General features: G+C 71.2%; 23 protein-coding genes and 1 pseudogene. 11 read left to right on the forward strand and 13 right to left on the reverse strand.

Annotated elements, in window-relative coordinates:
- Positions 1 to 167: 167 nt before the first annotated feature.
- The 4 genes and pseudogenes from ACLQ24_RS22505 to ACLQ24_RS22520 all read right to left on the reverse strand — a co-directional run bounded on the left by ACLQ24_RS22505 (position 168) and on the right by ACLQ24_RS22520 (position 3,882).
- The gene (locus ACLQ24_RS22505) at positions 168 to 1,175 is read right to left on the reverse strand and encodes a LacI family DNA-binding transcriptional regulator (protein ID WP_425893698.1); all 1,008 of its coding nucleotides are present in this window, start codon (positions 1,173 to 1,175) and stop codon (positions 168 to 170) included.
- Between the two features lie 19 nt (positions 1,176 to 1,194).
- Positions 1,195 to 2,574: a GH1 family beta-glucosidase gene (locus ACLQ24_RS22510; RefSeq protein WP_425893699.1), complete on the reverse strand. Its 1,380-nt coding sequence runs from the start codon at positions 2,572 to 2,574 to the stop codon at positions 1,195 to 1,197.
- Positions 2,571 to 2,937 (reverse strand): annotated as a pseudogene (locus tag ACLQ24_RS22515) (ABC transporter permease subunit); the annotation flags it as partial. The gene ACLQ24_RS22510 and the pseudogene ACLQ24_RS22515, both read right to left, overlap by 4 nt.
- Before the next feature lie 186 nt (positions 2,938 to 3,123).
- On the reverse strand, positions 3,124 to 3,882 hold the full coding sequence (locus tag ACLQ24_RS22520) for a maleylpyruvate isomerase family mycothiol-dependent enzyme (protein WP_425893700.1): 759 nt from the start codon (positions 3,880 to 3,882) through the stop codon (positions 3,124 to 3,126).
- A 69-nt stretch (positions 3,883 to 3,951) separates the two neighbouring features.
- On the opposite strand from ACLQ24_RS22520, the gene ACLQ24_RS22525 reads away from it, so the two are divergent.
- Positions 3,952 to 5,034 (forward strand): UDP-N-acetylmuramate dehydrogenase, encoded by a 1,083-nt coding sequence (locus ACLQ24_RS22525; RefSeq protein WP_425893701.1) that lies wholly within the window; start codon positions 3,952 to 3,954, stop codon positions 5,032 to 5,034.
- A 30-nt stretch (positions 5,035 to 5,064) separates the two neighbouring features.
- Here the strand turns inward: ACLQ24_RS22525 and ACLQ24_RS22530 are convergent, their stop codons facing one another.
- Positions 5,065 to 5,853 carry a class I SAM-dependent methyltransferase gene (locus ACLQ24_RS22530; protein WP_425893702.1) on the reverse strand — a complete coding sequence of 263 codons (789 nt, stop codon included), beginning with the start codon at positions 5,851 to 5,853 and terminating at the stop codon, positions 5,065 to 5,067.
- Positions 5,854 to 5,869: 16 nt separating this feature from the next.
- Positions 5,870 to 6,634 (reverse strand): SDR family oxidoreductase, encoded by a 765-nt coding sequence (locus ACLQ24_RS22535; protein WP_425893703.1) that lies wholly within the window; start codon positions 6,632 to 6,634, stop codon positions 5,870 to 5,872.
- A gap of 205 nt (positions 6,635 to 6,839) precedes the next feature.
- Here ACLQ24_RS22535 and mshA point away from each other — a divergent pair, with 205 nt between their 5' ends.
- The 3 genes from mshA to ACLQ24_RS22550 all read left to right on the forward strand — a co-directional run bounded on the left by mshA (position 6,840) and on the right by ACLQ24_RS22550 (position 10,023).
- On the forward strand, positions 6,840 to 8,204 hold the full coding sequence (gene mshA / locus ACLQ24_RS22540; protein WP_425893704.1) for a D-inositol-3-phosphate glycosyltransferase: 1,365 nt from the start codon (positions 6,840 to 6,842) through the stop codon (positions 8,202 to 8,204).
- Positions 8,205 to 8,286: 82 nt separating this feature from the next.
- The gene (locus ACLQ24_RS22545) at positions 8,287 to 8,796 is read left to right on the forward strand and encodes a YbjN domain-containing protein (RefSeq protein WP_425893705.1); all 510 of its coding nucleotides are present in this window, start codon (positions 8,287 to 8,289) and stop codon (positions 8,794 to 8,796) included.
- Positions 8,797 to 9,075: 279 nt separating this feature from the next.
- Positions 9,076 to 10,023 (forward strand): hypothetical protein, encoded by a 948-nt coding sequence (locus ACLQ24_RS22550; RefSeq protein WP_425893706.1) that lies wholly within the window; start codon positions 9,076 to 9,078, stop codon positions 10,021 to 10,023.
- A 179-nt stretch (positions 10,024 to 10,202) separates the two neighbouring features.
- On the opposite strand, the gene ACLQ24_RS22555 is transcribed toward ACLQ24_RS22550, so the two are convergent.
- Together ACLQ24_RS22555 and ACLQ24_RS22560 are read right to left on the reverse strand one after the other, a co-directional pair.
- A complete protein-coding gene (locus ACLQ24_RS22555; protein WP_425893707.1) occupies positions 10,203 to 10,799 on the reverse strand; it encodes a hypothetical protein in 597 nt (198 codons plus the stop codon).
- Positions 10,800 to 10,903: 104 nt separating this feature from the next.
- The gene (locus tag ACLQ24_RS22560; RefSeq protein WP_425893708.1) at positions 10,904 to 12,187 is read right to left on the reverse strand and encodes an MDR family MFS transporter; all 1,284 of its coding nucleotides are present in this window, start codon (positions 12,185 to 12,187) and stop codon (positions 10,904 to 10,906) included.
- Between the two features lie 153 nt (positions 12,188 to 12,340).
- On the opposite strand from ACLQ24_RS22560, the gene ACLQ24_RS22565 reads away from it, so the two are divergent.
- Entirely contained in the window at positions 12,341 to 13,108 is a 768-nt protein-coding gene (locus tag ACLQ24_RS22565) for a phosphoglyceromutase (RefSeq protein ID WP_425893709.1), read from the forward strand.
- A gap of 49 nt (positions 13,109 to 13,157) precedes the next feature.
- Here ACLQ24_RS22565 and phoU read toward each other — a convergent pair whose 3' ends face one another.
- Complete coding sequence (gene phoU / locus ACLQ24_RS22570; RefSeq protein WP_425893710.1) at positions 13,158 to 13,811, reverse strand: phosphate signaling complex protein PhoU; 654 nt, start codon at positions 13,809 to 13,811, stop codon at positions 13,158 to 13,160.
- A gap of 203 nt (positions 13,812 to 14,014) precedes the next feature.
- Between phoU and ACLQ24_RS22575 the strand changes: the two genes are divergently transcribed.
- Together ACLQ24_RS22575 and ACLQ24_RS22580 are read left to right on the forward strand one after the other, a co-directional pair.
- Positions 14,015 to 15,289: a sensor histidine kinase gene (locus ACLQ24_RS22575; RefSeq protein WP_425893711.1), complete on the forward strand. Its 1,275-nt coding sequence runs from the start codon at positions 14,015 to 14,017 to the stop codon at positions 15,287 to 15,289.
- 29 nt (positions 15,290 to 15,318) lie between these two features.
- A complete protein-coding gene (locus ACLQ24_RS22580) occupies positions 15,319 to 16,002 on the forward strand; it encodes a response regulator (protein WP_425893712.1) in 684 nt (227 codons plus the stop codon).
- Between the two features lie 60 nt (positions 16,003 to 16,062).
- Here the strand turns inward: ACLQ24_RS22580 and ACLQ24_RS22585 are convergent, their stop codons facing one another.
- Positions 16,063 to 16,200 (reverse strand): hypothetical protein, encoded by a 138-nt coding sequence (locus ACLQ24_RS22585; RefSeq protein ID WP_425893713.1) that lies wholly within the window; start codon positions 16,198 to 16,200, stop codon positions 16,063 to 16,065.
- Positions 16,201 to 16,376: 176 nt separating this feature from the next.
- Between ACLQ24_RS22585 and ACLQ24_RS22590 the strand changes: the two genes are divergently transcribed.
- Positions 16,377 to 16,784, forward strand: coding sequence for a TetR family transcriptional regulator C-terminal domain-containing protein (locus ACLQ24_RS22590; RefSeq protein ID WP_425893714.1), 408 nt, complete (start codon positions 16,377 to 16,379; stop codon positions 16,782 to 16,784).
- Positions 16,785 to 16,911: 127 nt separating this feature from the next.
- Here the strand turns inward: ACLQ24_RS22590 and ACLQ24_RS22595 are convergent, their stop codons facing one another.
- Positions 16,912 to 17,709 carry a hypothetical protein gene (locus tag ACLQ24_RS22595; RefSeq protein WP_425893720.1) on the reverse strand — a complete coding sequence of 266 codons (798 nt, stop codon included), beginning with the start codon at positions 17,707 to 17,709 and terminating at the stop codon, positions 16,912 to 16,914.
- 80 nt (positions 17,710 to 17,789) lie between these two features.
- On the opposite strand from ACLQ24_RS22595, the gene ACLQ24_RS22600 reads away from it, so the two are divergent.
- Both ACLQ24_RS22600 and ACLQ24_RS22605 read left to right on the forward strand, forming a co-directional pair.
- Entirely contained in the window at positions 17,790 to 18,734 is a 945-nt protein-coding gene (locus ACLQ24_RS22600; protein ID WP_425893715.1) for a Ppx/GppA phosphatase family protein, read from the forward strand.
- 75 nt (positions 18,735 to 18,809) lie between these two features.
- A complete protein-coding gene (locus tag ACLQ24_RS22605) occupies positions 18,810 to 19,616 on the forward strand; it encodes a sugar phosphate isomerase/epimerase family protein (RefSeq protein WP_425893716.1) in 807 nt (268 codons plus the stop codon).
- 40 nt (positions 19,617 to 19,656) lie between these two features.
- On the opposite strand, the gene ACLQ24_RS22610 is transcribed toward ACLQ24_RS22605, so the two are convergent.
- Both ACLQ24_RS22610 and ACLQ24_RS22615 read right to left on the reverse strand, forming a co-directional pair.
- Positions 19,657 to 20,244 (reverse strand): CGNR zinc finger domain-containing protein, encoded by a 588-nt coding sequence (locus ACLQ24_RS22610; protein WP_425893717.1) that lies wholly within the window; start codon positions 20,242 to 20,244, stop codon positions 19,657 to 19,659.
- 18 nt (positions 20,245 to 20,262) lie between these two features.
- Positions 20,263 to 20,466, reverse strand: a complete 204-nt coding sequence (locus tag ACLQ24_RS22615; protein ID WP_425893718.1) for a hypothetical protein — start codon at positions 20,464 to 20,466, stop codon at positions 20,263 to 20,265.
- An 84-nt stretch (positions 20,467 to 20,550) separates the two neighbouring features.
- Between ACLQ24_RS22615 and ACLQ24_RS22620 the strand changes: the two genes are divergently transcribed.
- On the forward strand, positions 20,551 to 21,471 hold the full coding sequence (locus tag ACLQ24_RS22620) for a proline dehydrogenase family protein (protein ID WP_425893719.1): 921 nt from the start codon (positions 20,551 to 20,553) through the stop codon (positions 21,469 to 21,471).
- The last annotated feature ends 149 nt before the right edge of the window (positions 21,472 to 21,620 follow it).

Here is a 21,620-nt window from a genome sequence, read left to right on the forward strand (position 1 = left end):
CCAACCCGACCGAACTCGCCGCCGCAGCCGCATCACACCTGCGCCGCAGGCAGAACCAACCCAACATCGTGAAAGCCCTGTTCGGCAAGCCAGAAGTCCGCTACGCAGCCGGCTAACCACGGCACCTTTGCCTTACGGGTCAAATAGGTGTCGCGGATCAGGCCCGGTCAGGACGACGCGCGGACGATCAGCTCGGTGTCGAGCATGATTGCCGGTTCGATCGCCTCGCCGGCCGCCAGTCGGAGCAGTTGGCGGGTCATGCGTCGGCCGAGTTCGACGATCGGTTGCCGGACGGTGGTCAGCGGCGGCTCGGTGTACGCGGCGGTCTCGATGTCGTCGAAGCCGACCACCGCCACGTCCTGGGGCACCCGCCGGCCGGCCGCACGCAGCGTGCGCAGGGCGGCGTGGGCCATCAGGTCGGAGGCGGCGACCACCCCGTCCAGGTCGGGGTGGTCGTTGAGGAGCTGGTGCATCGCCGCCGCGCCGGATTCCCGGGTGAAGTCGCCGACGGCGACCAGCTCGGGCAGCCCGGCGGCGGCGACCGCCTCCCGGTAGCCGATCAGCCGTTCGATCCCGGCGACCATGTCCTGCGGGCCGGCGATGGTGGCGATCCGCCGCCGACCGCCGTCGATCATGTGCCGGACGGCGGCGGTGACCCCGCCGACGTGGTCGACGTCCACGTACGGCACGGGTACGTCGCCGAGCGGCCGGCCGCTGACCACCACGGGGATGCCGAGACGGGCGAGCGTGGCGGGCAGCGGGTCGGCGCCGTGCAGCGAGGCGAAGAGCACCCCGTCGACGTGCCGACCGGTCGTGTACCGCTCGACCCGCTGGTGCCCGGCCGGTGAGCCGGCCAGCATCAGCACCAACTGTTTGTCGGCGGCCTCCAGCTCTTGACTGACGCCGCGGATGATGCCGGGGAACACCTGGTCGTCGGAGAAGACCCGGGTGGCCGCCTCCGGCATGACCAGGGCGATCGAGTCGGTGCGCTGGGTGACGAGGCTGCGGGCGGCGAGGTTGGGCACGTACCCCAGCTCGTCGACGGCCCGCTTGACGGCCTCCCGGATCGGCTCGGCAACGGTGGTGGAGCCGTTGACCACCCGGGAGACGGTGGCTCTGGACACCCCGGCCCGAGCCGCCACCGCCTCCAGCGTCGGCCGCTGCGCCGTCGTCATCGTGCCTGTCCCCCGCTCGTCACAGCCCGTTCCGGGAGATCACCTCCTGGTACCACCGGGCGCTGGCCTTCGGTGTGCGTCGCTGGGTCAGGTAGTCGACGTGCACGATCCCGAACCGCTTGCGGTAACCCTCCGCCCACTCGAAGTTGTCCAACAACGACCATACGAGATACCCGCGCAGATCAACGCCCCGGGAGATCGCCTCGTGGGCGGCCCGCAGGTGCCCGTCGAGGTAGGCGATCCGGTCGTTGTCGATCACCTGCCCCAGCCCCTCGGACGAGTCGGCGCCCGCCTGGTCGGGGATCGCCGCGCCGTTCTCGGTGATCAGCAGTGGCACGCCGGGGTAGTCGGCGGCGATCCGCTCCAGGAGCCGGGTCAACCCGGACGGTTCGATCATCCAGCCCATGTCGGTGAGGGGTCCGCTGGGCGGCAGGAAGTGCACGGCCCCCTCGGTGCCCGGGTACGCGCCGTTACCGCCACCGTCGGGCCGGCCCGCGACGTAGGTCGGCGCGTAGTAGTTGAGGCCCAGCAGGTCGATCGGGGCGGCGATCAGCTTCTCGTCGCCGTCGTGGATGAACGTCGGCTCGACGATGCGGGCCACGTGCTCGCGTACGTCGTCGGGGTAGCCGCCGGCCAGCAGCGGGTCCAGGAAGATCCGGTTGTGCAGGCCGTCGACCAGGCGGACGGCGGCGGCGTCGGCCGCGCTCTGTGGGTCGGCCGGTCGTACATCGGCGGGGTTGATGGTGATGCCGACGCTGCGCGCGCCGGCCGCGCGCAGCGCCCGCGCGGCCAGGCCGTGCCCCAACAGCAGATGGTGTACGGCGGTGAAGGCAGCCGCCGCGTCCTGCTCGCCCGGGGCGTGCACTCCGTTGCCGTACCCGAGGTAAGCCGAGCACCACGGTTCGTTGAGCGTCGTCCACACGTCGATCCGGTCGCCGAGGCGGGCGTGGACGGCGGTGGCGTACGTGGCGAAGTGCTCGGCGGTCTCCCGGTTCGTCCAGCCGCCCCGGTCACCCAGGCTCTGCGGCAGGTCCCAGTGGTAGAGGGTGACGATCGGGTCGATGCCCCGGGCGAGCAGGGTGTCGGTGAGGCGGTCGTAGAAGTCGAGCCCGCGCGGGTTGACCGGGCCGCTGCCGTCGGGCTGGATCCGGGGCCAGGCGACCGAGAACCGGTACGCCTTGAGGCCCAGTTCGGCCATCAGCGCCACGTCGTCGGCGTACCGGTGGTAGTGGTCGCAGGCGACGTCGCCGGTGTGGCCCTGGTAGACCTTGCCTGGCGTACGGCAGAAGGTGTCCCAGATGGACGGCCCGCGACCGTCGTCGCGGGCCGCGCCCTCGATCTGGTACGCGGCGGTGGCCGCTCCCCAGAGGAAGTGTTCGGGAAATCGGATCTCGTTCACGCCTTGACCGCACCTTCCATGATCCCGCCGATGATCTGGCGGCCGAACAGCACGAAGACCAGCAACAGGGGCAGCGTCGCGATGGCCGCCCCGGTGAACACCTGCGACATGTCCTGGTAGTACCCGTCGGACAGCGCTCGCAGGGAGCGCTGAACGGTCGGGTTCGCCGGGTCGTTCAGCACAGCGTACGGTCACAGAAAGTCGTTCCAGGTGGTCATGAACGTGAGCAGACCGAGTGCGGCGGCGGCCGGGCGCGGCGTCGGCAGCACGATGTTGCCACCAGATCCGGGCGGTGCCGCAGCCGTCCACCCGGGCGGCCTCGATCAGTTCGTCGCTGATGGCCTGGCCGGCGTACCGGGACAGCCATCGTATGGACCTCTCTCAGAGTGATGAGGCGGTGGCAGAAGGCCAAGAGAGCGCTCTCACGATAGGGTGGCGTCTACCCCTGCGCCGTGTCAAGAGAGCGCTCTCACGAATCTGTGCGGCTGTACGGACGAGGGCGCCACCCCTGGCGGGGTGACGCCCTCGTCGCGTGGGGCTGTCGCTGGATCAGCCGGTGCGCAGGCCGTCGAGCAGCGTACGGTCGCCCGTGACGTCGAGGGTCTCGAAGCTGACCCGCCCCCAGAGCGCCAGCAGCAGGTCGCTCGCAGTGCCGCTGACCTGCGCGCGGGTGTGGTGGTCGTCGTGGTCGAAGATGGTCGCCGTGTCGAGCAGCGCCACCCCCTGCCCGCGCAGCCGCAGATACCACTCCTGGTCCGCGTCGGTCGCGGCGAGCTGAACCACGCCGTGCCAGTCGCCCTTCACCTGCCGCCGGCCGGCGGGCAACCAGGTGTCCAACACCTCGCTCACCCCGTCGGCGGCGAGCTTGGCCTCGACCGGCTCACCGGCCGCGATGGCGAGTTGCGCGTCCCAGCGGTGCACCGCCGTCTCGTGCGCCATCCGGCGCGGCCAGAAACCGGCCCTCTTCGGCTGCGGGGCCCAGTTCCACGCCGACGCCTCCGGGTCGAGCCCGTCGAACAGGGTCATCAACCGGTCGTACCCCTGCTGCCAGAGCTGGAGTGCGTTCAGGCCGGACGGTGCCGCGGACGTGTCCCGGCGGGGCGGCGCCTCCGTGCTCCCGGACCCGGCAAACGAATAAACCCAGTGGTAGATGCCCGCGAGGTGCAGGGTGAGATCATTGACTGTCCAGCCCGGACAGGACAGCACGGGTGTCTCCGGCGGTGCCTCGGCAACCGCAGCGGCGAACGCCGGACCCTCGGTCCGGAGTGCCCCAATCCAGAAATCCTTGCTGCCCTGCACTCTGCTCATCGCCATCCTCCCGGGGGTGCCGGGCCACCAGTAGGTGCCACGGCTGCCCATCAGCCTAAGGTGAAAGACGTGTCAGACGCCTACGCCCAGCCGACAACCGAAGCCGATCGTGCCATCCCTGGTCCACTGGCCAGCTACACCACGCTACGGATGGGCGGGCCGGCCGGGCGGATCGTGGCCGCGACCAGCGCCGACGAGATCATCCAGGCGGTACGGGCCACGGACGAGCCGATCCTCGTCCTGGCCGGCGGCAGCAACGTGGTGATCAGCGACACTGGCTTCCCCGGCACGGTCGTGCTGGTGCGCTCGGGTGGCCTGCGGGTCCTCGCCCAGGACACCGAGTCCGTCACCGTACGCGTCGAGGCCGGCGAACCGTGGGACGACCTGGTCGCCGCCACGGTCCGCAACGGCTGGGCTGGCCTGGAATGCCTCTCCGGCATCCCCGGCTCGACCGGTGCCACCCCCATCCAGAACGTCGGCGCGTACGGCCAGGAGGTCGCCGAGACGATCACGGGCGTCGAGGTGTACGACCGCCTCGACGGCACCCGCCAGACCATCCCGGCGGCCGAGTGCGGATTCGCCTACCGGGGCAGCATCTTCAAGTACCAGGACCGCTGGGTCGTGCTCTCGGTCGACTTCCGGCTCGCCCGCTCGCCGCTCTCCGGCCCGGTGCGCTACGCCGAACTGGCCCGGGCGCTCGGCGTCGAGGTGGGCGAGCAGGTGCCGCTGGCCGACGCGCGCGCGGCGGTGCTGCGGCTGCGCGCCGGTAAGGGCATGGTGCTCGACGCGGCCGATCCGGACACCCGCTCGGTCGGCTCCTTCTTCACCAACCCGGTCCTCGACCGGGCGACGTACGAACAGCTCCTGGAACGCTCCGCCGAGCTGGGCGACCCGCCCGCCTGGCCCGGGGTGGACGGCCTGGTCAAGGTGAGCGCCGCCTGGCTGATCGACAAGGCGGGCTTCGTCAAGGGGCATCCCGGCCCGGGCGGCGTCGCCATCTCCGGCAAGCACACCCTCGCCCTCACCAACCGCAGCGGCACCGCCAGCACCAGCGACCTGCTCATGCTCGCCAGCACCATCCGCGACGAGGTCCACGCCCGCCTGGGCGTGACCCTGCACCCCGAACCGGTCCTCATCAACTGCGCCCTCTAATCCACCCCACCCCCCCCTCGTGCCTCGCGGTCAGGGGAGGGGCCAGGGGAGGGTGAGCTCGCCCTGACGCCAGCGCTTCGCGGTGGACAGGACGGGCCAGCCGGTGGCCTTCAGGTGGGTCACCGCTCGCACCCAGCGTTGGCGGGGACCGAACGTGGCGTAGGGGGCGGCGGTCCGCCACGCGTCCTCCAACGCCTGGATCAGGTCGTGGACCGCCTCACCCGGGACGTTGCGGTGGATCAGCGCCTTCGGCAGCCGTTCGGCCAGCTCGGCGGGGCTGTCCAGCGTGGTGAGCTTCGCGGCCAGGGTCAACGTGCGGGGGCCGTCCGCGTCGATGAGCAGCCAGCTCGCCAGGCGGCCCAGCTCGTCACAGGTGCCCTCGACGAGCGCCCCACCCGGGGCGAGCGCGGCGGTCATGGTGCGCCAGGCGTCGGGCACCTCGCTCTCGTCGTACTGTCGCAGGACGTTGAACGCGCGGACCAGCACCGGCCGGAGCCCGGCCAACTCGAAGCCACCCCGGGCGAAGGTCAGGCCGGGCGGGTCGGCTGCCGGCGTCGCGGCGGCCACCCGCGCCTGGTCGATCTCCAGCCCGACCAGGCGTACGTCCCGACGGACGCCCGCCGCCAGTCGGGCCCGCAACTCGACGGCGGTGACCGGCGTCGCGCCGTACCCGAGGTCCACCACCAGCGGATCATCCGCGACCCGCAGCCGGTCGGCGCAGGTCGCCACGATCCAGTTGTCCACCCGGCGGAGCCGGTTCGGGTTGGTCGTGCCCCGGGTGACCACGCCGAGCGGTCGACGTCGTGGAGCCCCGCTCATGGGTCCTGTCCCCGACTCAGGAGACCCGGTGCACCTTGTGCTGCGCCGCCTGTGCCCGTGGCCGGACCACCAGCCGGTCGATGTTGACGTGCTCGGGGCGGGTGGCGCACCAGGCGATGCAGTCCGCCACGTCCTCGGCGACCAGCGGGCCGGGCACACCGGCGTAGACGGCGGCGGCTCGTTCGGCGTCCCCCTCGAAGCGGACAAGCCCGAACTCCTCGGTCTTCACCATCCCTGGGTCGATCTCGATCACCCGCAGCGGCCGGCCGCACAGCTCCAGCCGGAGCGTGCCGGCGATGGCCGTCTGGGCGTGCTTCGCCGCCGTGTAGCCGCCGCCGCCCTCGTAGACGGTCAGCCCGGCGGTGGAGGAGACCACCACGATGGTCCCCGAGCCGGACGCCTCCAACGCCGGCAGCAGCGCCTGGGTCACCCGCAGCGTGCCGAGCACGTTCACGTCGTACATCCACTGCCAGTCGTCGAGCGAGCCGGACTCCACCGGGTCCAGGCCGCGCGCGCCGCCGGCGTTGTTGACCAGGAGGGTGACCGGCCCGGGTGCCCGCGCGGCGGCCTCGGCGAGCCCGGCCACCGACTCGTCCGAGGTGACGTCGCAGGTCACCGCGGTGGCCTGCCCGCCCGCGGCGGTGATCTCGGTGACGAGATCGTCGAGGCGGTCGGCACGGCGGGCGGCGGCGAGCACGTGGAAGCCCTCGGCGGCGAGCCGGCGGGTGGTGGCCGCGCCGATCCCGCTGGAGGCTCCGGTGACGATGGCGACAGAGGTCATCGGGTCATTGTCACCCGCGCCGTACCGCCGATTCCGACCGGGCGTGGAGGCCGCATCGGCGGGCGGAGGTGATGAGGTCCGTCACGCCGGCCGGCCGTGCTGGCGCATTTTTGTTGCCCGATGGGGAAGATGACATCCGGCGTGCCGGTTGACCGAGAAGCGCCGGTCGTGCGTGACGGCATTAACCGTGGCAGAAGGAGCGGACGTGGCGGAACTGCACACCGGCGTTGGTCGTCAGCGAGGTGCCCGTCCGTGGCCTCGCCCCCGTCGCATCGCCACCCTCTCCGTACACACATCCCCCCTGCACCAGCCCGGAACGGGTGATGCCGGGGGGATGAACGTATACATCCTGGAGGTCGCCCGGCGGCTCGCCGAGGCCGACGTCGAGGTGGAGATCTTCACTCGGGCCACCTCGGGCGACCTTCCCCCGGTGGTCGAGATGGCCCCCGGCGTGCAGGTCCGCCACATCACCTCCGGCCCGCTCGAAGGGCTGACCAAGGAGGAGCTGCCCGGCCAGCTCTGCGCCTTCACGGCCGGAGTGTTGCGGGCCGAGGCGTCCCGCCCACCCGGCCACTACGACCTGATCCACTCCCACTACTGGCTCTCGGGCCAGGTCGGCTGGCTGGCCAAGGAGCGCTGGGGAGTGCCGCTCGTGCACACCGCGCACACCCTCGCGAAGGTCAAGAACGCCCAGCTCGCCGCCGACGACCGGCCGGAACCGAAGGCCCGGGTGATCGGCGAGGAGCAGGTCGTCGCCGAGGCGGACCAACTGGTCGCCAACACCCGGGTGGAGGCCGCCGACCTGGTCGAGCGGTACGACGCCGACCCCGCCCACGTCACCGTCGTGCAGCCGGGCGTCGACCTGGCCCGGTTCCGGCCCGCGCCGGGCGACCGCTTCCTGGCGGCCCGTGCCGCCCGCCGTCGGCTGCGGCTGCCGGTCGACGGGTACGTGGTGGCCTTCGTCGGCCGGATCCAACCGCTCAAGGCGCCGGACGTGCTGATCCGCGCCGTCGCCGCGTTGCGCGAGCGCGACCCGGCCCTGGCCGACGAGGTGACCGTGGTGATCTGCGGCGGGCCCAGCGGCAGCGGCCTGGACCGGCCGACCGCCCTGATCGAGCTGGCCGCGACGCTCGGTGTCACCGACCGGGTCGTCTTCCTGCCACCGCGTACCGGCGACGACCTGCCGGCCCTGTACCGGGCCGCCGACCTGGTCGCGGTGCCGTCGCACAACGAATCCTTCGGGCTCGTCGCACTGGAGGCCCAGGCCTGCGGTACGCCGGTGCTGGCCGCCGCCGTCGGCGGCCTGGTTACCGCCGTGCGGGACCAGGTCAGCGGGGTGCTGATCGACGGGCACGATCCGGTGGACTGGGCACGTGCTCTGAGTCGCCTGCTGCCCGACAGCGCCACGCGGGCCACGCTGTCCCGGGGCGCCGCGCAGCACGCCCGGCACTTCTCCTGGGACCGTACGGTGTCGGGTCTGCTCGACGTCTACGGCGAGGCGATCGCCGCGCGTCGGGCCCGGCTCGCCGCTGATCTGGCCTGCGACCCTGCCCTGTCCTGCTCCTGGTGACCCCTGCCGACCGTGCCGCCGGTGTCGACGGCCGCCGGTCGCCATCCGGTGCGTCGGTCGGGTCGGTCGTAGAGTGGGTCCGGTGAGCCCGAAGAGCGATCTTGCGACCCTGATCGAGTCGGTCTGTACCGAACGCGAACTGGCCTGGGAGTCCACCGGGCCCGGCGCGTACGCGGTCACCCTGCCGGGCACCCACAAGCTCAAGACGGTCTGCAACCTGATCGTCGGCGAGCACGCGCTGCGGATCGAGGCGTTCGTCATGCGCCAGCCCGACGAGCGGCGCGAGGAGCTGTGGACCTGGCTGTTGCAGCGCAACGCGCGGATGTACGGCGTCTCCTTCTCCGTCGACGCCGTCGGCGACGTCTACCTCACCGGGCGGGTCAACCCGTCCGGCGTGGACGCCGACGAACTGGACCGGCTGCTCGGCTCGGTGCTCACCTACTCCGACGAGTCCTTCGACACGATGCTGGAGATCGGCTTCGGCAGCTCCATCCGGCGCGAGTACGAGTGGCGCGTCAAGCGCGGCGAGTCGACCGCGAACCTGGCCGCCTTCTCCCACCTCTTCGAGCCCTCCGGCCCAGGCCCCGCCTGACAACCCGCGATCTCGGCGAGACCGCCCGCTGAGGTCCGCGCCTCGGCTGGGGGTTGGTCAGGCGGGCTTCCGGGGCCGAGGTGGTGGGGTGCGTCGTCTGGGTGGAAGCAGAGCAAAGGACGTGTGGGGTACGTGTGGCCCCCGGCCAATCCCTACCCGTCACAGCGGGCGGCGACGGACGGAGGGTTCGGACCGCTCCTGCTGGGTATGCCGCGGCGCGCGGTGCGGCACAGGGACCCCCGCGCGCCGAGGACGGAGTGTCGAGGAGCGGAGCGTCCCATGGCTCAGCGGAACAGCTCAGGTCGCGGCGGGACTGCGACCAGAACCAGACGACAGGCCGGCAACCAGAGTCCGGCTACTCCCGGGATCTCCGAGTCGGAGATCTCCCGGATGCGGGTGGACGACATCCGCGGGCAGCTGCGCAAGCGCGGGGTCTCCGGGATCTCTGCGTTGCGCAAGCCCGACCTGGTGAAACAGTTGGTGCGTTCGTTGCGTTCCGACGCCGGTGGCGCGGGTCGGCGCAGCACCGGACCGGCCGGCCGGGCCACCGGCAGCAGGGCGTCGGCCGGTCGGGCCGCCGCGACGAAGAAGTCGGCGGCGAGGGCCGTGCCGAGTCGCGCCAAGGCCGCGCCCGCGAACAAGAGCGCTCCCGCGAAGCGAGCCGCCGCCAAGAAGACGACCGCCACGAAGAGAGCGACCGCGGCGAGGAAGACGGTGGCCGCGAAGAGGACGGCGCCGACCAAGCGGGCCACGGCGAAGAGGGCGGCACCGGCCAAGCGGGCCACGGCGAAGAGCGCGGCACCCGCGAAGCAAGCCACGGCGAGCCGGTCGGCGGGGGCTGGGATGGCGGCCGGTGGGATCCGGACCGGGCGGAGCAGTGGGCGGTCGGTCCGCAGCTCGCAGGTGATCGCGTCGATCGCCGACCGGCCGGAGCGGCCGGGGCGAAGCCTGATCACCGCGAACCACGAGGTCATCCAGCGGTGGGCGCGAGAGCGTGGCGCGAAGCCAGCGACAATCGCGGGTACCGAGCGGGATGGTCGGGCCGGAGTTTTGACCTTCAACATCCCCGGATATCGGGAAAGCAGCCGGATTCGTGAGATCACCTGGGATGAGTGGTTCCACACTTTTGATCTGCGCCGGCTCAATCTGATCTATCAGGAGCAGATGCGAGACGGCCGGCAGAGCAACTTCTTCCGGACCGAGTCACCCGATCGTGAGGACGGCTGAGGTGTTTGCGGGAATGCCCGACGGGTACCCCGCTGTTGCCAGAGACCGAGGCCGGAGCTGGGGATACTCGTCAGTTGTGACGGGCGAGACAGCCCATCTGGGTTGAATCCAGAATCTGGCCCAACTAGCTTTATTGCACCGCGCCACGCTTGGAAACGTTCGGGGGAGCGGCGGATCGATCAGATCCGCGCACCAAGCGAGGCGCGAGGGGACGGGTGGACCAACCGTTGGGGGACGGTGCCCACCTGTTTGGACCGGCGGCGCGAGCGGGCGATGCTTACGGGGGTGAGTGTTGCCCGCCGCCGCCGGCCCCACGGCGAGCGCCCACCAATGACCTTCGGGACATGGTGGGCGCTTTGCCGTCGTACGGTCAGCAGGCCCAGCCCGCCCACGATCAGCCAGTGCCGGTCGCCGAGGTACTGCAGAGTCGGTTTACTGATCATGGGTGTCTGGCAGGTGCCCGTACGCGGATCAACCAGGCGTGGCCGAGGCCCGGAGCGTCGGGCGGGACGCGGCGCTGACCGCCGCCTCGTCCCACGTCTCGGCCAGGTGACGGTGGATCTCCCGGTGCGGGAAGCGCGGTCCGCGGCGATGAGCACCACCGGGACGCCCAGCGCGAGCGCGAGCGGCAGGCCGACCAGCAGCGCGCCCCGACGGGCACTGCGCCGGGACACCCGCAGCTGCACCCCGGGAGGCAGGCGGGCCTGGTCCGGGGCGAGCGTGACTGCGGCGATCTCGACGGTCCCACCCTTGACGAACAGCAGATAACCGGCCACCGCGTGAAGGCCTACGAGCAACGGATTTCGCGCCGGTGGCTTGATCTTCTCCAGGTTAGCGCCGCGCTGCCCCGGGTGAGGTTGCCGGCTTACCCAATGCTCTCTCAGGCGGTTGCTTCGGCGGGCTGCGGCATCGTCGGCCGGTTGCTGGCCGGCGCGAGCGTCTCGGCGGCGTGACGCAGCGCGACGGCACGCCGCTCCCGGGCGGGGCCGGAGGCCAGGTGGGCCACTGCGGTCAGCACACCGATCGCGGCGCAGCCGAGCCACAGCGCGGCGTTTCCGACATGCTCGCGCACGAGACCGCCCAGGATCGGCGCGCTCGCGCCGGCGATCTGCCAGGAGAGCCCGAACACGCCCTGGTAGCGACCGCGTAGCTCGGCCGGGGAGAGTTCGGCGATCAGCGTGGAGTTGGACGGCGAGTTCAGCATCTCGCCGACCGTCCAGATCAACACGGTCAGCCCGTAGAACCAGGCGCTGCCGGCGAACGCGGTAAGCCCGAACCCGATGCCCATCACCACGGCCGCGAGGGCGAGCACCTGCGAGCGGTTGCGACCCCGGATCAGCCGGGGCACGAAGAGTTGGCCGACGACGATGAGCAGGCCGTTGAGGGCGATCACCGAGCCGTAGGTGGCCGGGCTCAGGCCGGAGTCGCCCATGGCGATCGGCAGCATAGAGATGTGCTGGAGGAAGACCATCGCGGCGAACAGGTTCAGCGCCACGAAGCCGAGGTAGACCCGGTCGCTGAGGATCGTGCGCAGGGCGCCGCGCGGAGCCGTGGTCGCCGCGACGGTGAATCCGCCGCGGCGCGTCTCCGGCACCCGGGCGAAGATGATCAGCGCGGTGATCAGCATCGTGCCCGCGTCGACCACGAACAGCAGCAGGTAGTCGGCCTGCGCGGCGAGACCGGCGAGGATGGCGGCGCAGGCGAAGCCCAGGTTGATGGCCCAGTAGTTGAGCGAGAAGGCGCGCAGCCGGTCCTTCGCCGGCACCACGTCGATCATCATGGCCCCGAACGCCGGCCGGGCCGCCTCGGCGAACATGCCGAGCAGCAGCGCGCCCAGCGCGACCGCCCAGAGGTCCCGGGCCAGCCCGAGGGCGAGCATCATGGCCGCCGCGCCGACGTGCGCGGTGAGCAGCGTCGGCCGGCGGCCCCACCGGTCGGCCAGCGCCCCGCCGGCGGTGGTGCCGATCGCGCCGCCGACGCCCCACAGACCGAGCACCAGCCCGGCCTGGGAGGGGGAGAAGCCGCGCTCCTGGGTCAGGTAGATGGCGAGGAACACGAGGACGAACGAGCCGAGCCGGTTGATCAGTGTGCCCGACCACAGGTACCAGAAGGTCCTCGGCAGGCCGCCGGTGGTGTCCCGGAACCAGCTCCGCATCGTCCGCACGTGGTGCCCCCGCTTGCAAGTAATGACCGATGTGACTACAGCGCCTTACAACCCTAGTGGCGGCCGGATTCGCAGGTCATCGGCTTTATCACGTGGTGGTCGTCACGACGGGTGCCCGCGTGTCCGGTACGCGGTTGAGGCAGGATGATCCGCATGACTGCGAGCGAGGGGCCCACCGTCGGGACGCTGGTCCTGCTGCGGCACGGCGAGAGTGACTGGAACGCCAAGAACCTCTTCACCGGCTGGGTGGACGTCGACCTGACCGAGAAGGGCGAGGGCGAGGCTCGGCGCGGCGGCGAGCTGCTGCGCGAGCACAGCCTGCTGCCGGACGTCGTCCACACCAGCGTGATGCGCCGGGCGATCCGCACCGCCGAGCTGGCGCTCAACGCCGCCGACCGGCACTGGATCGCCGTGCGCCGGTCGTGGCGGCTCAACGAGCGGCACTACGGCGCACTACAGGGCAAGAACAAGAAGCAGACCCTTGACGAGTACGGCGAGGAGCAGTTCACGCTCTGGCGCCGGTCGTACGACACCCCGCCGCCGCCCATCGCGGACGACGACGAGTGGTCGCAGGTGGGCGACCCGCGGTACGCGCTGCTCCCGACCGAGCTGATGCCGCGTACCGAGTGCCTCAAGGACGTCGTCGAGCGGATGCTCCCCTACTGGTACGACTCGATCGTGCCCGACATCCTGGCCGGCCGGACGGTGCTGGTGGCCGCGCACGGCAACTCGCTGCGTGCCCTGGTGAAGCACCTCGACCAGATCTCCGACGAGGCGATCGCCAAGCTGAACATCCCGACCGGCATCCCGCTGCGCTACGACCTCGACCCGCAGCTTCGCCCGCTTACCCTGGGCGGCACCTACCTCGACCCGACGGCAGCGAAGGAAGCCGCCGCCGCGGTCGCCAACCAGGGCCGCTGAGCAGACGAGAAGGGGCCCCCGCGCGGTGCGGGGGCCCCTTCTGCGTGCCTCAGTTGGTGGCCGGGCTGCTCTCCCCGGTGATCAGGTAGATGACGTGCTCGCCGGCGTTCACCGCGTGGTCGGCGAAGCGCTCGTAGAAGCGGCCCAGCAGGGTGGCGTCGATCGCGGTCTCCACCCCGTACGGCCATTCGTCGCCGAGCAGCACTGAGAACAGGCTCTTGTGCAGCTCGTCCATGGCGTCGTCGTCGCGGTCCAGTTCGGCGGCGAGGTCGACGTCGGGCTTCGCCAGCACGGCACCGATCTTCGCGGCCATCCGGTCGGCGATGTCGGACATCTCGGTGAAGACCGTCCGCAGCTCGGCCGGGACGGCGGGGGAGGGGTGCCGGCGCAGCGCGGTCTTCGCCACGTGCTCGGCGAGGTCGCCCATCCGCTCCAGATCAGCGGCCACGTGCAGCGCGGTGATCATTGCCCGGAGGTCGGAGGCGACCGGTGCCTGTCGGGCGAGCAGGTCACACACCCGCTCCTCGACGTGTCGGTAGAGGTCGTCGATTTCGGCGTCCCGCTCGATGACCGTCTCGGCGGCCTGCCGGTCGGCGGTGAGCAGGGCCCGGGTGGCCTGGCGCATGGCGGCGCGGATGCCCTCCGCCATGTCCACCAGCAGTTGGCTGACGATCTGGAGGTCGGCCCGGAACTCGTCGCGCATCATCACGTCCTGTGGTCGGTCGCCGCCGACGGGTGCCGGCGCAGGGGTTGAGCAGGTACGACGCCAACGGTAGGGCGCGTTGACGGACCTTGGATGAACCACGGTGAACGACGCCAGACGTGGGGGTGAACACTTCCGAAAGTGAGGGTGGTTCGTCCCGTTCTGTGTGGTAGCCAGGTTAACAATGACCCTACGATCGCCGGGTGGAGTGGGCGGTGGCGGTCGTGGTGGCCGTGGCGTTGGCGACCGGACTGGTCGCCGGCCTCCTGCTGCCCCGGTTCCTGCCGGCACGTGGCCGTTCCACGTCGACGGGTAGCGCGAGCTCCCGCTGGAGCACAGGGAGGCTCGCGATAGCCGACGAGCAGCAGGCCGGTCTCGGCCGCCGGACGATCGACTCGCTTCGGGCCGGTGTCGTGGTGCTGGACGACGACGACGTCCCGATCCTGATCAACCCGGCCGCCCGCGCTATGGGGCTCCTGCGCACCGGCAGCACCCCGGGTTCGATCGCCGCGCACCCGTTGATCCGTACCCTCGCGGGCCAGGTGCGGCGCACCGGCGTCCGGCGCGAGATCGAGCTTGACCTACCGCGTGGTCGCGACAGCGCGGGGGAGAACCCGCTGGGCGTGCACCTGCGGGCCATGGGTCTCGGGAACGGCTTCATCGCTGTCGAAGCGGTCGACGTGACCGAGTCGCACCGGCTGACCCGGGTTCGGCGCGACTTCGTGGCGAACGTCAGCCACGAGTTGAAGACCCCGATCGGGGCGCTCCAACTGCTCGCCGAGGCGCTGCTGGACGCCACCGAGCCGGCCGACGCCGCCGCGCCCGACCTCTCCGAGGACCTGGTCGCCGCCCGTCGGTTCGCCGAACGGATCCAGCACGAGTCGACCCGACTGGGCCGGCTGGTGCAGGAGTTGCTGGAACTGACCCGGCTCCAGGGCGCCGAGCCGCAGCCGCCGCCGGAGCCGGTCGCGCTCGACTGGGTGATCGCCGAGGTGGTGGACCGCACCCGCACCACGGCTTCCGCCCGGGGCGTCGAGGTGACTGTCGACGGCGCGCGGGGCCTCACCGCCTACGGCAGCGACAGCCAGCTCGCTACGGCCGTGGCGAATCTGGTGGAGAACGCCATCAACTACTCGGGCGAGGACACCACGGTGCGGGTCACCCTCCGGGGCGACGACGAGCACGTCGAGATCGCGGTCGCCGACCAGGGCATCGGCATCGCCCCGACGGACGTGGACCGGATCTTCGAGCGGTTCTACCGGGCCGACCAGGCCCGTTCACGCGCCACCGGTGGCACCGGTCTCGGCCTGGCCATCGTGAAACACATCGCGAGCAACCATGGCGGTCGGGTGGAGGTGTCGAGCACTCTTGGTGGTGGGTCGACGTTCACCGTCCGGTTGCCCGCCAGCCCACCGGACGATCTCCTGGCGTCACTGCCGCCGGCTGGGATCGAGACCGGTCCGGCCGAGCTTCGGTAGGTCTGACAGCAATGGAAAGGAAATCCCCGTTGAGCCGCGTTCTGGTGGTCGAGGACGAGGAGTCGTTCTCCGACGCCCTGTCGTACATGCTCCGTAAGGAGGGTTTCGAGGTATCGGTCGCCGCGACCGGTACCGACGCCCTCACCGAGTTCGACCGGACCGGCGCCGACATCGTGCTGCTCGACCTGATGTTGCCCGAGATGTCGGGGACCGAGGTGTGCCGGCAGCTCCGGCAGCGCTCGGCCGTACCGATCATCATGGTCACCGCGAGGGACAGCGAGATCGACAAGGTGGTCGGCCTGGAGATCGGCGCCGACGACTACGTCACCAAACCGTATTCCCCTCGGGAGCTGGTCGCCCGGATTCGGGCGGTGCTGCGGCGGCAGAGCCCGGAGGTCGCCGAGGCGGGCGCATCGACGCTGGCCGCCGGACCGGTTCGGATGGACATCGAGCGGCACGTCGTGACGGTCGAGGGTGGGGCGGTGCAGTTGCCGCTCAAGGAGTTCGAGCTGCTGGAGCTGCTGCTGCGCAACGCGGGCCGGGTGCTGACCCGCGGCCAGCTCATCGACCGGGTCTGGGGCGCCGACTACGTCGGCGACACCAAGACGCTGGACGTGCACGTCAAGCGGCTGCGTTCCAAGATCGAGCCGGAGCCGTCGGCGCCGCGTTTCATCGTGACCGTGCGGGGTCTGGGCTACAAGTTCGAGCCGTGATCGACAGACCGGAAGGGGGTCCACGCCCGGCGTGGACCCCCTTCGGCTGTCGGCGTCCGCTCAGCGGACGACCTTGATATTGAAGGAGTCGGTGTCCGGCATGGTCAGGGTGGGCGGGAAACCGGCCCAGGCGGCGTACGCGCCCGCCCGGGTGGCCGCGACATCCCCGGTGCCGATGTCCCTCTTGAGCGGCGGCATCGCACCTGTCCCTCACAGCCTGTCGAGCTGCCCCAGATCTGGGGCAGCTCGACAGGAGTGGAGGACACCATCCGCCCGGCGGCAAAGGGCAGCAGCAGACGGAGCTGTCTGTAGACGGAGCTGTCTATAGACGGAGCTGTCTGTAAAATCGTGCCGCCACCAGCAAGGACGACCTGGTGCTGGCGTACCTGGACCGGGTCGACCAGGCGTGGTTCGGCGCGTTACGGGCAGCGGCCCGCGATGCCGGCGACGAGCCGCGCGACCAGCTCGTCGGGATGTTCGACGCCCTCGTCAGCGCCTGTCGCCGGGACGGCTACCACGGCTGCGCCTTCATCAACACGGCCGCCGAGTCGTCCGCCGGCGGCCCGGTGCACGCCCGGACGGTCGAGCACAAGACCGTCGTCCGGGCGTGGGTGACCGAGCTGGCCCGCAAGGCCGGCGCGGCCGACCCGGAGATGCTGGCCCGGCAGCTCACCCTGCTGATCGACGGTGGGCTCGCCAGCGGCGTGCTGGACGGCGATCCGGCGATCGCGGAGGCCGCCCGGCAGAGCGCCCGCACGCTCGTCACCGCCGCCCTCGACTGACCCCAAGCGCTTAGAACAGTTTGCGCAGGGCGACGGCGATCTCGGAGACTTCCGTCAGGCGACTCTCGGCCACGCCGATGACCAGGTCGTACGCGGCGTATGGCAGCAAGGCTGCTACCAAGATCGGCTAGAGATCGTCGGCGGGGTGGGGGGCGACCAGGCCCTGCCGCACCCGGGCGGCGCACAGCTCGGCCAGTCGTTCGTACGCGGCGACGCCGATCAGCGCGGTCAGCTCCGGCCCGTACGACAGGTACATCGGCTCGGCCCCGACGTGCGCGTCGGTCGACGAGGTGCACCACCAGTCCAGGTCGTGCCCGCCGGCGCCCCAGCCGCGCCTGTCGAACTCGGACAGCGTGGAGACCAGCACCTTGGTGTTGTCGGGTCGCGTGACCCAGTCCTGGTCCCGCCGGATGGGGAGTTGCCAGCAGACGTCCGGCTTGTATTCCAGCGGGTGCACCCCGTCGCGCAGCGCCTGGGCGTGCAGCGCGCAGCCACCCCCACCGACGAAGTCGGCGTCGTTGAGAAAGACGCACGGCCGGTCGGCGCCCTGGGTGGCGGTGCGGCGCGCCGGGTTCTTGCCGTCGATCGTGTCCTCGTCGGTCCAGTTCTTGAACCCGCGCTGGAAGTGCTGCCAGGTCGACGGGGTGAGCAGTTTGACGGCGCGGCGGACCCGCTTCTCGTCGTCCGAGTCGGTGAAGAACGCCCCGTGCGAGCAGCAGCCGTCGGCCGCCCGACCGGCGATGATGCCGTGACAGCCCTGGCCGAAGATGCACGTCCAGCGGGAGAGCAGCCAGGTCAGATCGGCCCGGATCACGTGGGTCTCGTCCGTTGGATCGGCGAACTCGATCCACTCCCGGGGAAAGTCCAGCGGCACCTCGCGGCTGCGCGGGTCACCCGGATCGTCCACCAGCACGCGGAGCTCCATCGTCACCCGGACCAGCGTACGCGTGGTGCGGTCCGCGGGCCGGCGAGCCGCACGAACGTGTTGCACCTAGGGTCTTCACCATGCGACTGGGTGTCCTCGACGTCGGATCCAACACGGTGCACCTGCTGGTGGTCGATGCGCATCACGGCGCGCACCCCTGGCCGGCGCACTCGGAGAAGGTCGTCCTCCGTCTCGCCGAGCAGATCGGGCCGGACGGGGCGTTGACCGAGGCGGGTGCGGATGGCCTGGTCAAGGCGGTCGGCATGGCCAGGGCGGCGGCCACCGGGTTGGAGGCCGACGACCTGATCGCGTTCGCCACCTCCGCTGTCCGCGACGCCACCAACGCAGCCGGCGTGCTCGCCCGGGTCCGCGACGAGACCGGCGTACGCCTGGAGGTGCTCCCCGGGGCGGACGAGGCGCGGATGACGTTCCTGGCGGTGCGGCGCTGGTTCGGCTGGTCGGCGGGGCGTCTGCTGGTGCTCGACATCGGTGGCGGCTCTCTGGAGATCGCCGCCGGTATCGACGAGGACCCCGACGTCGCGATCTCGCTGCCGCTCGGCGCCGGGCGTCTCACCCGCGAGCGGCTCCTGGTCGACCCGGCCAGCGCGACGCCGCCGTCGGCCGAGGCCGTCGACAAGCTACGGGAGTACGTGGACGGCCGGCTGGACAAGGTGGTCGACCAGATCACCGAGGTGGGCTGGGGCCGAGCGGTGGCCACCTCGAAGACCTTCCGCACCCTGGCGCGACTGGCCGGCGCGGCGCCGTCCGGGGCCGGCCTCTGGGTGCACCGCAGGCTGACCCGTGCCGGTCTGCGGCAGATCATCGGTTTCATCCGGCACATGACGCCCGCCCAGTTGAGGGAGCTGGAGGGGGTCGGCGCGGGCCGGGCCCACCAACTGCTGGCCGGCGCGGTGGTCGCCGAGGCGGTCATGCGCAGGCTCGACCTGGATGCGCTGGACATCTGCCCGTGGGCGCTGCGCGAGGGTGTCATCCTCCGCCGGCTTGATCAACTTGAACCGATCTGAGTGGGCCCCGGACCGCCGACGGTTTGCCGGTGCTCGTCCTGATGACGCCGTGACAGCCGGGCTACGCTGGCTGGTGTGACTTCCCGAGTCCCGGTGCTTCTGTCCAGCTCGTCGGTCTTCCCCGAGCCGACCGCAGCGGCCTTCCAACTTGCCGCGGCGCTCGGCTACGACGGCGTCGAGGTGATGGTCTGGACCGACGTGGTGAGCCAGGACGCGGGCGCGCTGCGCGGCCTGTCGGCGCACTACGACGTTCCGGTGCTCTCGGTACACGCCCCCTGCCTGCTGGTCACCCAGCGGGTGTGGAGCCCGGACCCGTGGCAGCGGCTGCGCAAGGCCGCCGAGCTGGCCGAGTCGCTGGAGGCGCCGACGGTGGTGGTGCATCCGCCGTTCACCTGGCAGCGGGACTACGCGCGCGGGTTCGCCGAGGGACTGGCCACCGTCGAGGACCGGTTCCCCGGGCTCCGCTTCGGCGTGGAGAACATGTACCCGGTGCGGATGGCGGGTCGGCAGTTCGTCCCGTACGTCCCCGGTTGGGATCCCACCGACACCGGCTACCCGTCGTACACCCTGGATCTGTCGCACTGCGCGGCCTCGCACAGTGACCCCCTCGCGATGGCCGACCGGATGGGCGCGGGGCTGGCCCACGTGCACCTGGGTGACGGCACCGGCGAGGGCCGCGACGAGCACCTGGTGCCCGGGCGCGGCACCCAGCCCTGCGGGGAGCTGCTCTCCTCGCTGGCCGGGCGGGGTTTCACCGGCGCGGTGGCCGTCGAGGTGGCGACCCGGGGCGCGAAGAGCCGCGCGGTGCGCGAGGCGGACCTACGCGCCGCGCTCGAATTCGCCCGCCAGCACCTGACCGCGCCGTCGCCGGTCGACGTCTGACCTCGACGTCTGACCTCGACGTCCGACCCGCGGGAGCGCGTCAGCTGACCGCGGTCAGCGACTCGGTGGTCGAGGTCGGCTGCGGGGCGACCGTCGCCTGCTCGCCAACCGCGGCCCGCTTGCGGGCCCGGTGCGCCGCCACGTGCGAGCGGGTGGCGCAGCGCTCGGAGCAGAACCGCCGGCAGCAGTTGGACGACGTGTCCAGGTAGACGTTGCCGCACCGCTCGTCGGCGCAGACCCCGAAGCGGGCGCTGCCGTACTCGCAGAGCCAGACCGAGAGCCCCCAGACCGCGCCGGCCAGGTATTCGGCGCTGACCGACGCGCCGCGGCTGGTCACGTGCATGTGCCAGTCGCTGGAGTCGTGCCCGGAGATGCGCGGCTGGACCGGGAACGCCTCGAGCAGCGCGTTCAGCTCGGTCACCGCCTGGGCGTCGCGCCCCGAGGTGCCGTACTCGAAGACGTCGCGCAACCGCTTCTGTGCCCGCCGGAAGATCGCGACGTCCCGGTCGGCGACCTCGTCGCGCATCCAGGCGTTGTCGTCGGGGAAGAGAGCCCGCAGGTCGTCGAGGTCGTCCAGGCGGGCGTTGACCAGGTCAACACCGGTCCGGGCGTACGCGTCGAAGTTCACACCCCAACGGTAGACGACTCACGGGGTGCGCGGCGCGTCGATGTAGTGCGGCAGGATACCGAGCCGCCCTCCCGGCCGAGCAGGGGCTTGGCCACGTACTCGGTGCCGCGCGGTGTGTCGAGGTACGCCGGGAGTAGGTACTCCGGTCACCGGACGGTCGGCGGCGTCGACGAAGCGCCGCCCGTCCCAGCCGATCTGCTGGATGGGCGGGCTTCGGTCCACGACATCGTTGTAGCCAATCGACGCCAACAGTGCAGCTCCAGCCGCCGCCGGGCGGGGTCCTGGCAGGGGCGATACGCTCGGCTCATGCTCCGTTCCGTCATCCTCGCCGCCTCCCGGTCATCCCAGGTCGAGCGGCTCGTCGCGACCGCCCCGTACACCCGGGACGTCGTCCGCCGGTTCGTCGCCGGCGTCGCTACCGACGACGCGCTGCGCGCGACCCGCAGGCTCGTCGATGACGGTCTGGCCATCACCATCGATCATCTGGGCGAGGACACCGTCACCCCCGAACAGGCCACGGCCACCCGGGACGAGTACCTGAAGCTGTTGGCGATGCTCTCCGGGGCCGGGCTCACCCCGGCCGCCGAGGTGAGCGTGAAGCTCTCCGCGCTCGGCCAGTTGTTCGACGAGCAGTTGGCGTACGACAACGCGCGTGCGATCTGCGCCGCCGCCGATTCGGCGGGCACCACTGTCACCCTGGACATGGAGGACCACACCACCACCGACTCGACGTTGGAGGTGCTGGCGAAGCTGCGCAAGGACTTCCCGTCGACCGGCGCGGTGCTCCAGGCGTACCTGCGGCGGACCGAGTCGGACTGCCGGGAGCTGTCCTCGGCCGGGTCGCGGGTACGCCTGTGCAAGGGCGCGTACTCCGAGCCGGAGTCGGTGGCCTACCAGTCGGCCCGCGAGGTGGACAAGTCCTACGTCCGCTGCCTGAACATCCTGATGTCCGGCGACGGCTACCCGATGCTGGCGACGCACGACCCGCGGATGATCTCGATCGGTGAGGACCGGGCCCGCTGGTTCGACCGGGGTCCGGAGCGCTTCGAGTTCCAGATGCTCTACGGCATCCGTCCCGAGGAGCAGGCCCGGCTGGTCGGCGAGGGCTACACGGTGCGCACCTACCTCCCGTACGGCGACGAGTGGTACGGCTACCTGATGCGTCGGCTCGCCGAGCGCCCGGCGAACCTGGTCTTCTTCGGCCGCGCTCTGATCTCCAGGAAGTGACTGGCGCTTGACGCACCAGGCTAGCAACATTAGCTTTCGAGCTATGATAGCTAGCCGGGTGCGTGCCGGTGCCTAGTGCAGCACCGCGTTAATTCGTGGAGGGGTGGTTGATCAGGTTGTTTCCTTGAGTGGGGTGCCGTCGTAGGTCC

The sequence above is a fragment of the Micromonospora sp. DT4 genome (assembly GCF_049841675.1).
Taxonomy (GTDB): Bacteria; Actinomycetota; Actinomycetes; order Mycobacteriales; family Micromonosporaceae; genus Micromonospora.

Excerpts from the sequence above, each read along its gene's own strand:
- ACLQ24_RS22505 (WP_425893698.1), bottom strand. The coding sequence starts at position 1,175 with ATGACGACGGCGCAGCGGCCGACGCTGGAGGCGGTGGCGGCTCGGGCC.
- ACLQ24_RS22520 (WP_425893700.1), bottom strand. The coding sequence starts at position 3,882 with ATGAGCAGAGTGCAGGGCAGCAAGGATTTCTGGATTGGGGCACTCCGG.
- ACLQ24_RS22530 (WP_425893702.1), bottom strand. The coding sequence starts at position 5,853 with ATGAGCGGGGCTCCACGACGTCGACCGCTCGGCGTGGTCACCCGGGGC.
- ACLQ24_RS22535 (WP_425893703.1), bottom strand. The coding sequence starts at position 6,634 with ATGACCTCTGTCGCCATCGTCACCGGAGCCTCCAGCGGGATCGGCGCG.
- ACLQ24_RS22550 (WP_425893706.1), top strand. The coding sequence starts at position 9,076 with ATGGCTCAGCGGAACAGCTCAGGTCGCGGCGGGACTGCGACCAGAACC.
- ACLQ24_RS22565 (WP_425893709.1), top strand. The coding sequence starts at position 12,341 with ATGACTGCGAGCGAGGGGCCCACCGTCGGGACGCTGGTCCTGCTGCGG.
- phoU (WP_425893710.1), bottom strand. The coding sequence starts at position 13,811 with ATGCGCGACGAGTTCCGGGCCGACCTCCAGATCGTCAGCCAACTGCTG.
- ACLQ24_RS22585 (WP_425893713.1), bottom strand. The coding sequence starts at position 16,200 with ATGCCGCCGCTCAAGAGGGACATCGGCACCGGGGATGTCGCGGCCACC.
- ACLQ24_RS22595 (WP_425893720.1), bottom strand. The coding sequence starts at position 17,709 with ATGGAGCTCCGCGTGCTGGTGGACGATCCGGGTGACCCGCGCAGCCGC.
- ACLQ24_RS22600 (WP_425893715.1), top strand. The coding sequence starts at position 17,790 with ATGCGACTGGGTGTCCTCGACGTCGGATCCAACACGGTGCACCTGCTG.
- ACLQ24_RS22620 (WP_425893719.1), top strand. The coding sequence starts at position 20,551 with ATGCTCCGTTCCGTCATCCTCGCCGCCTCCCGGTCATCCCAGGTCGAG.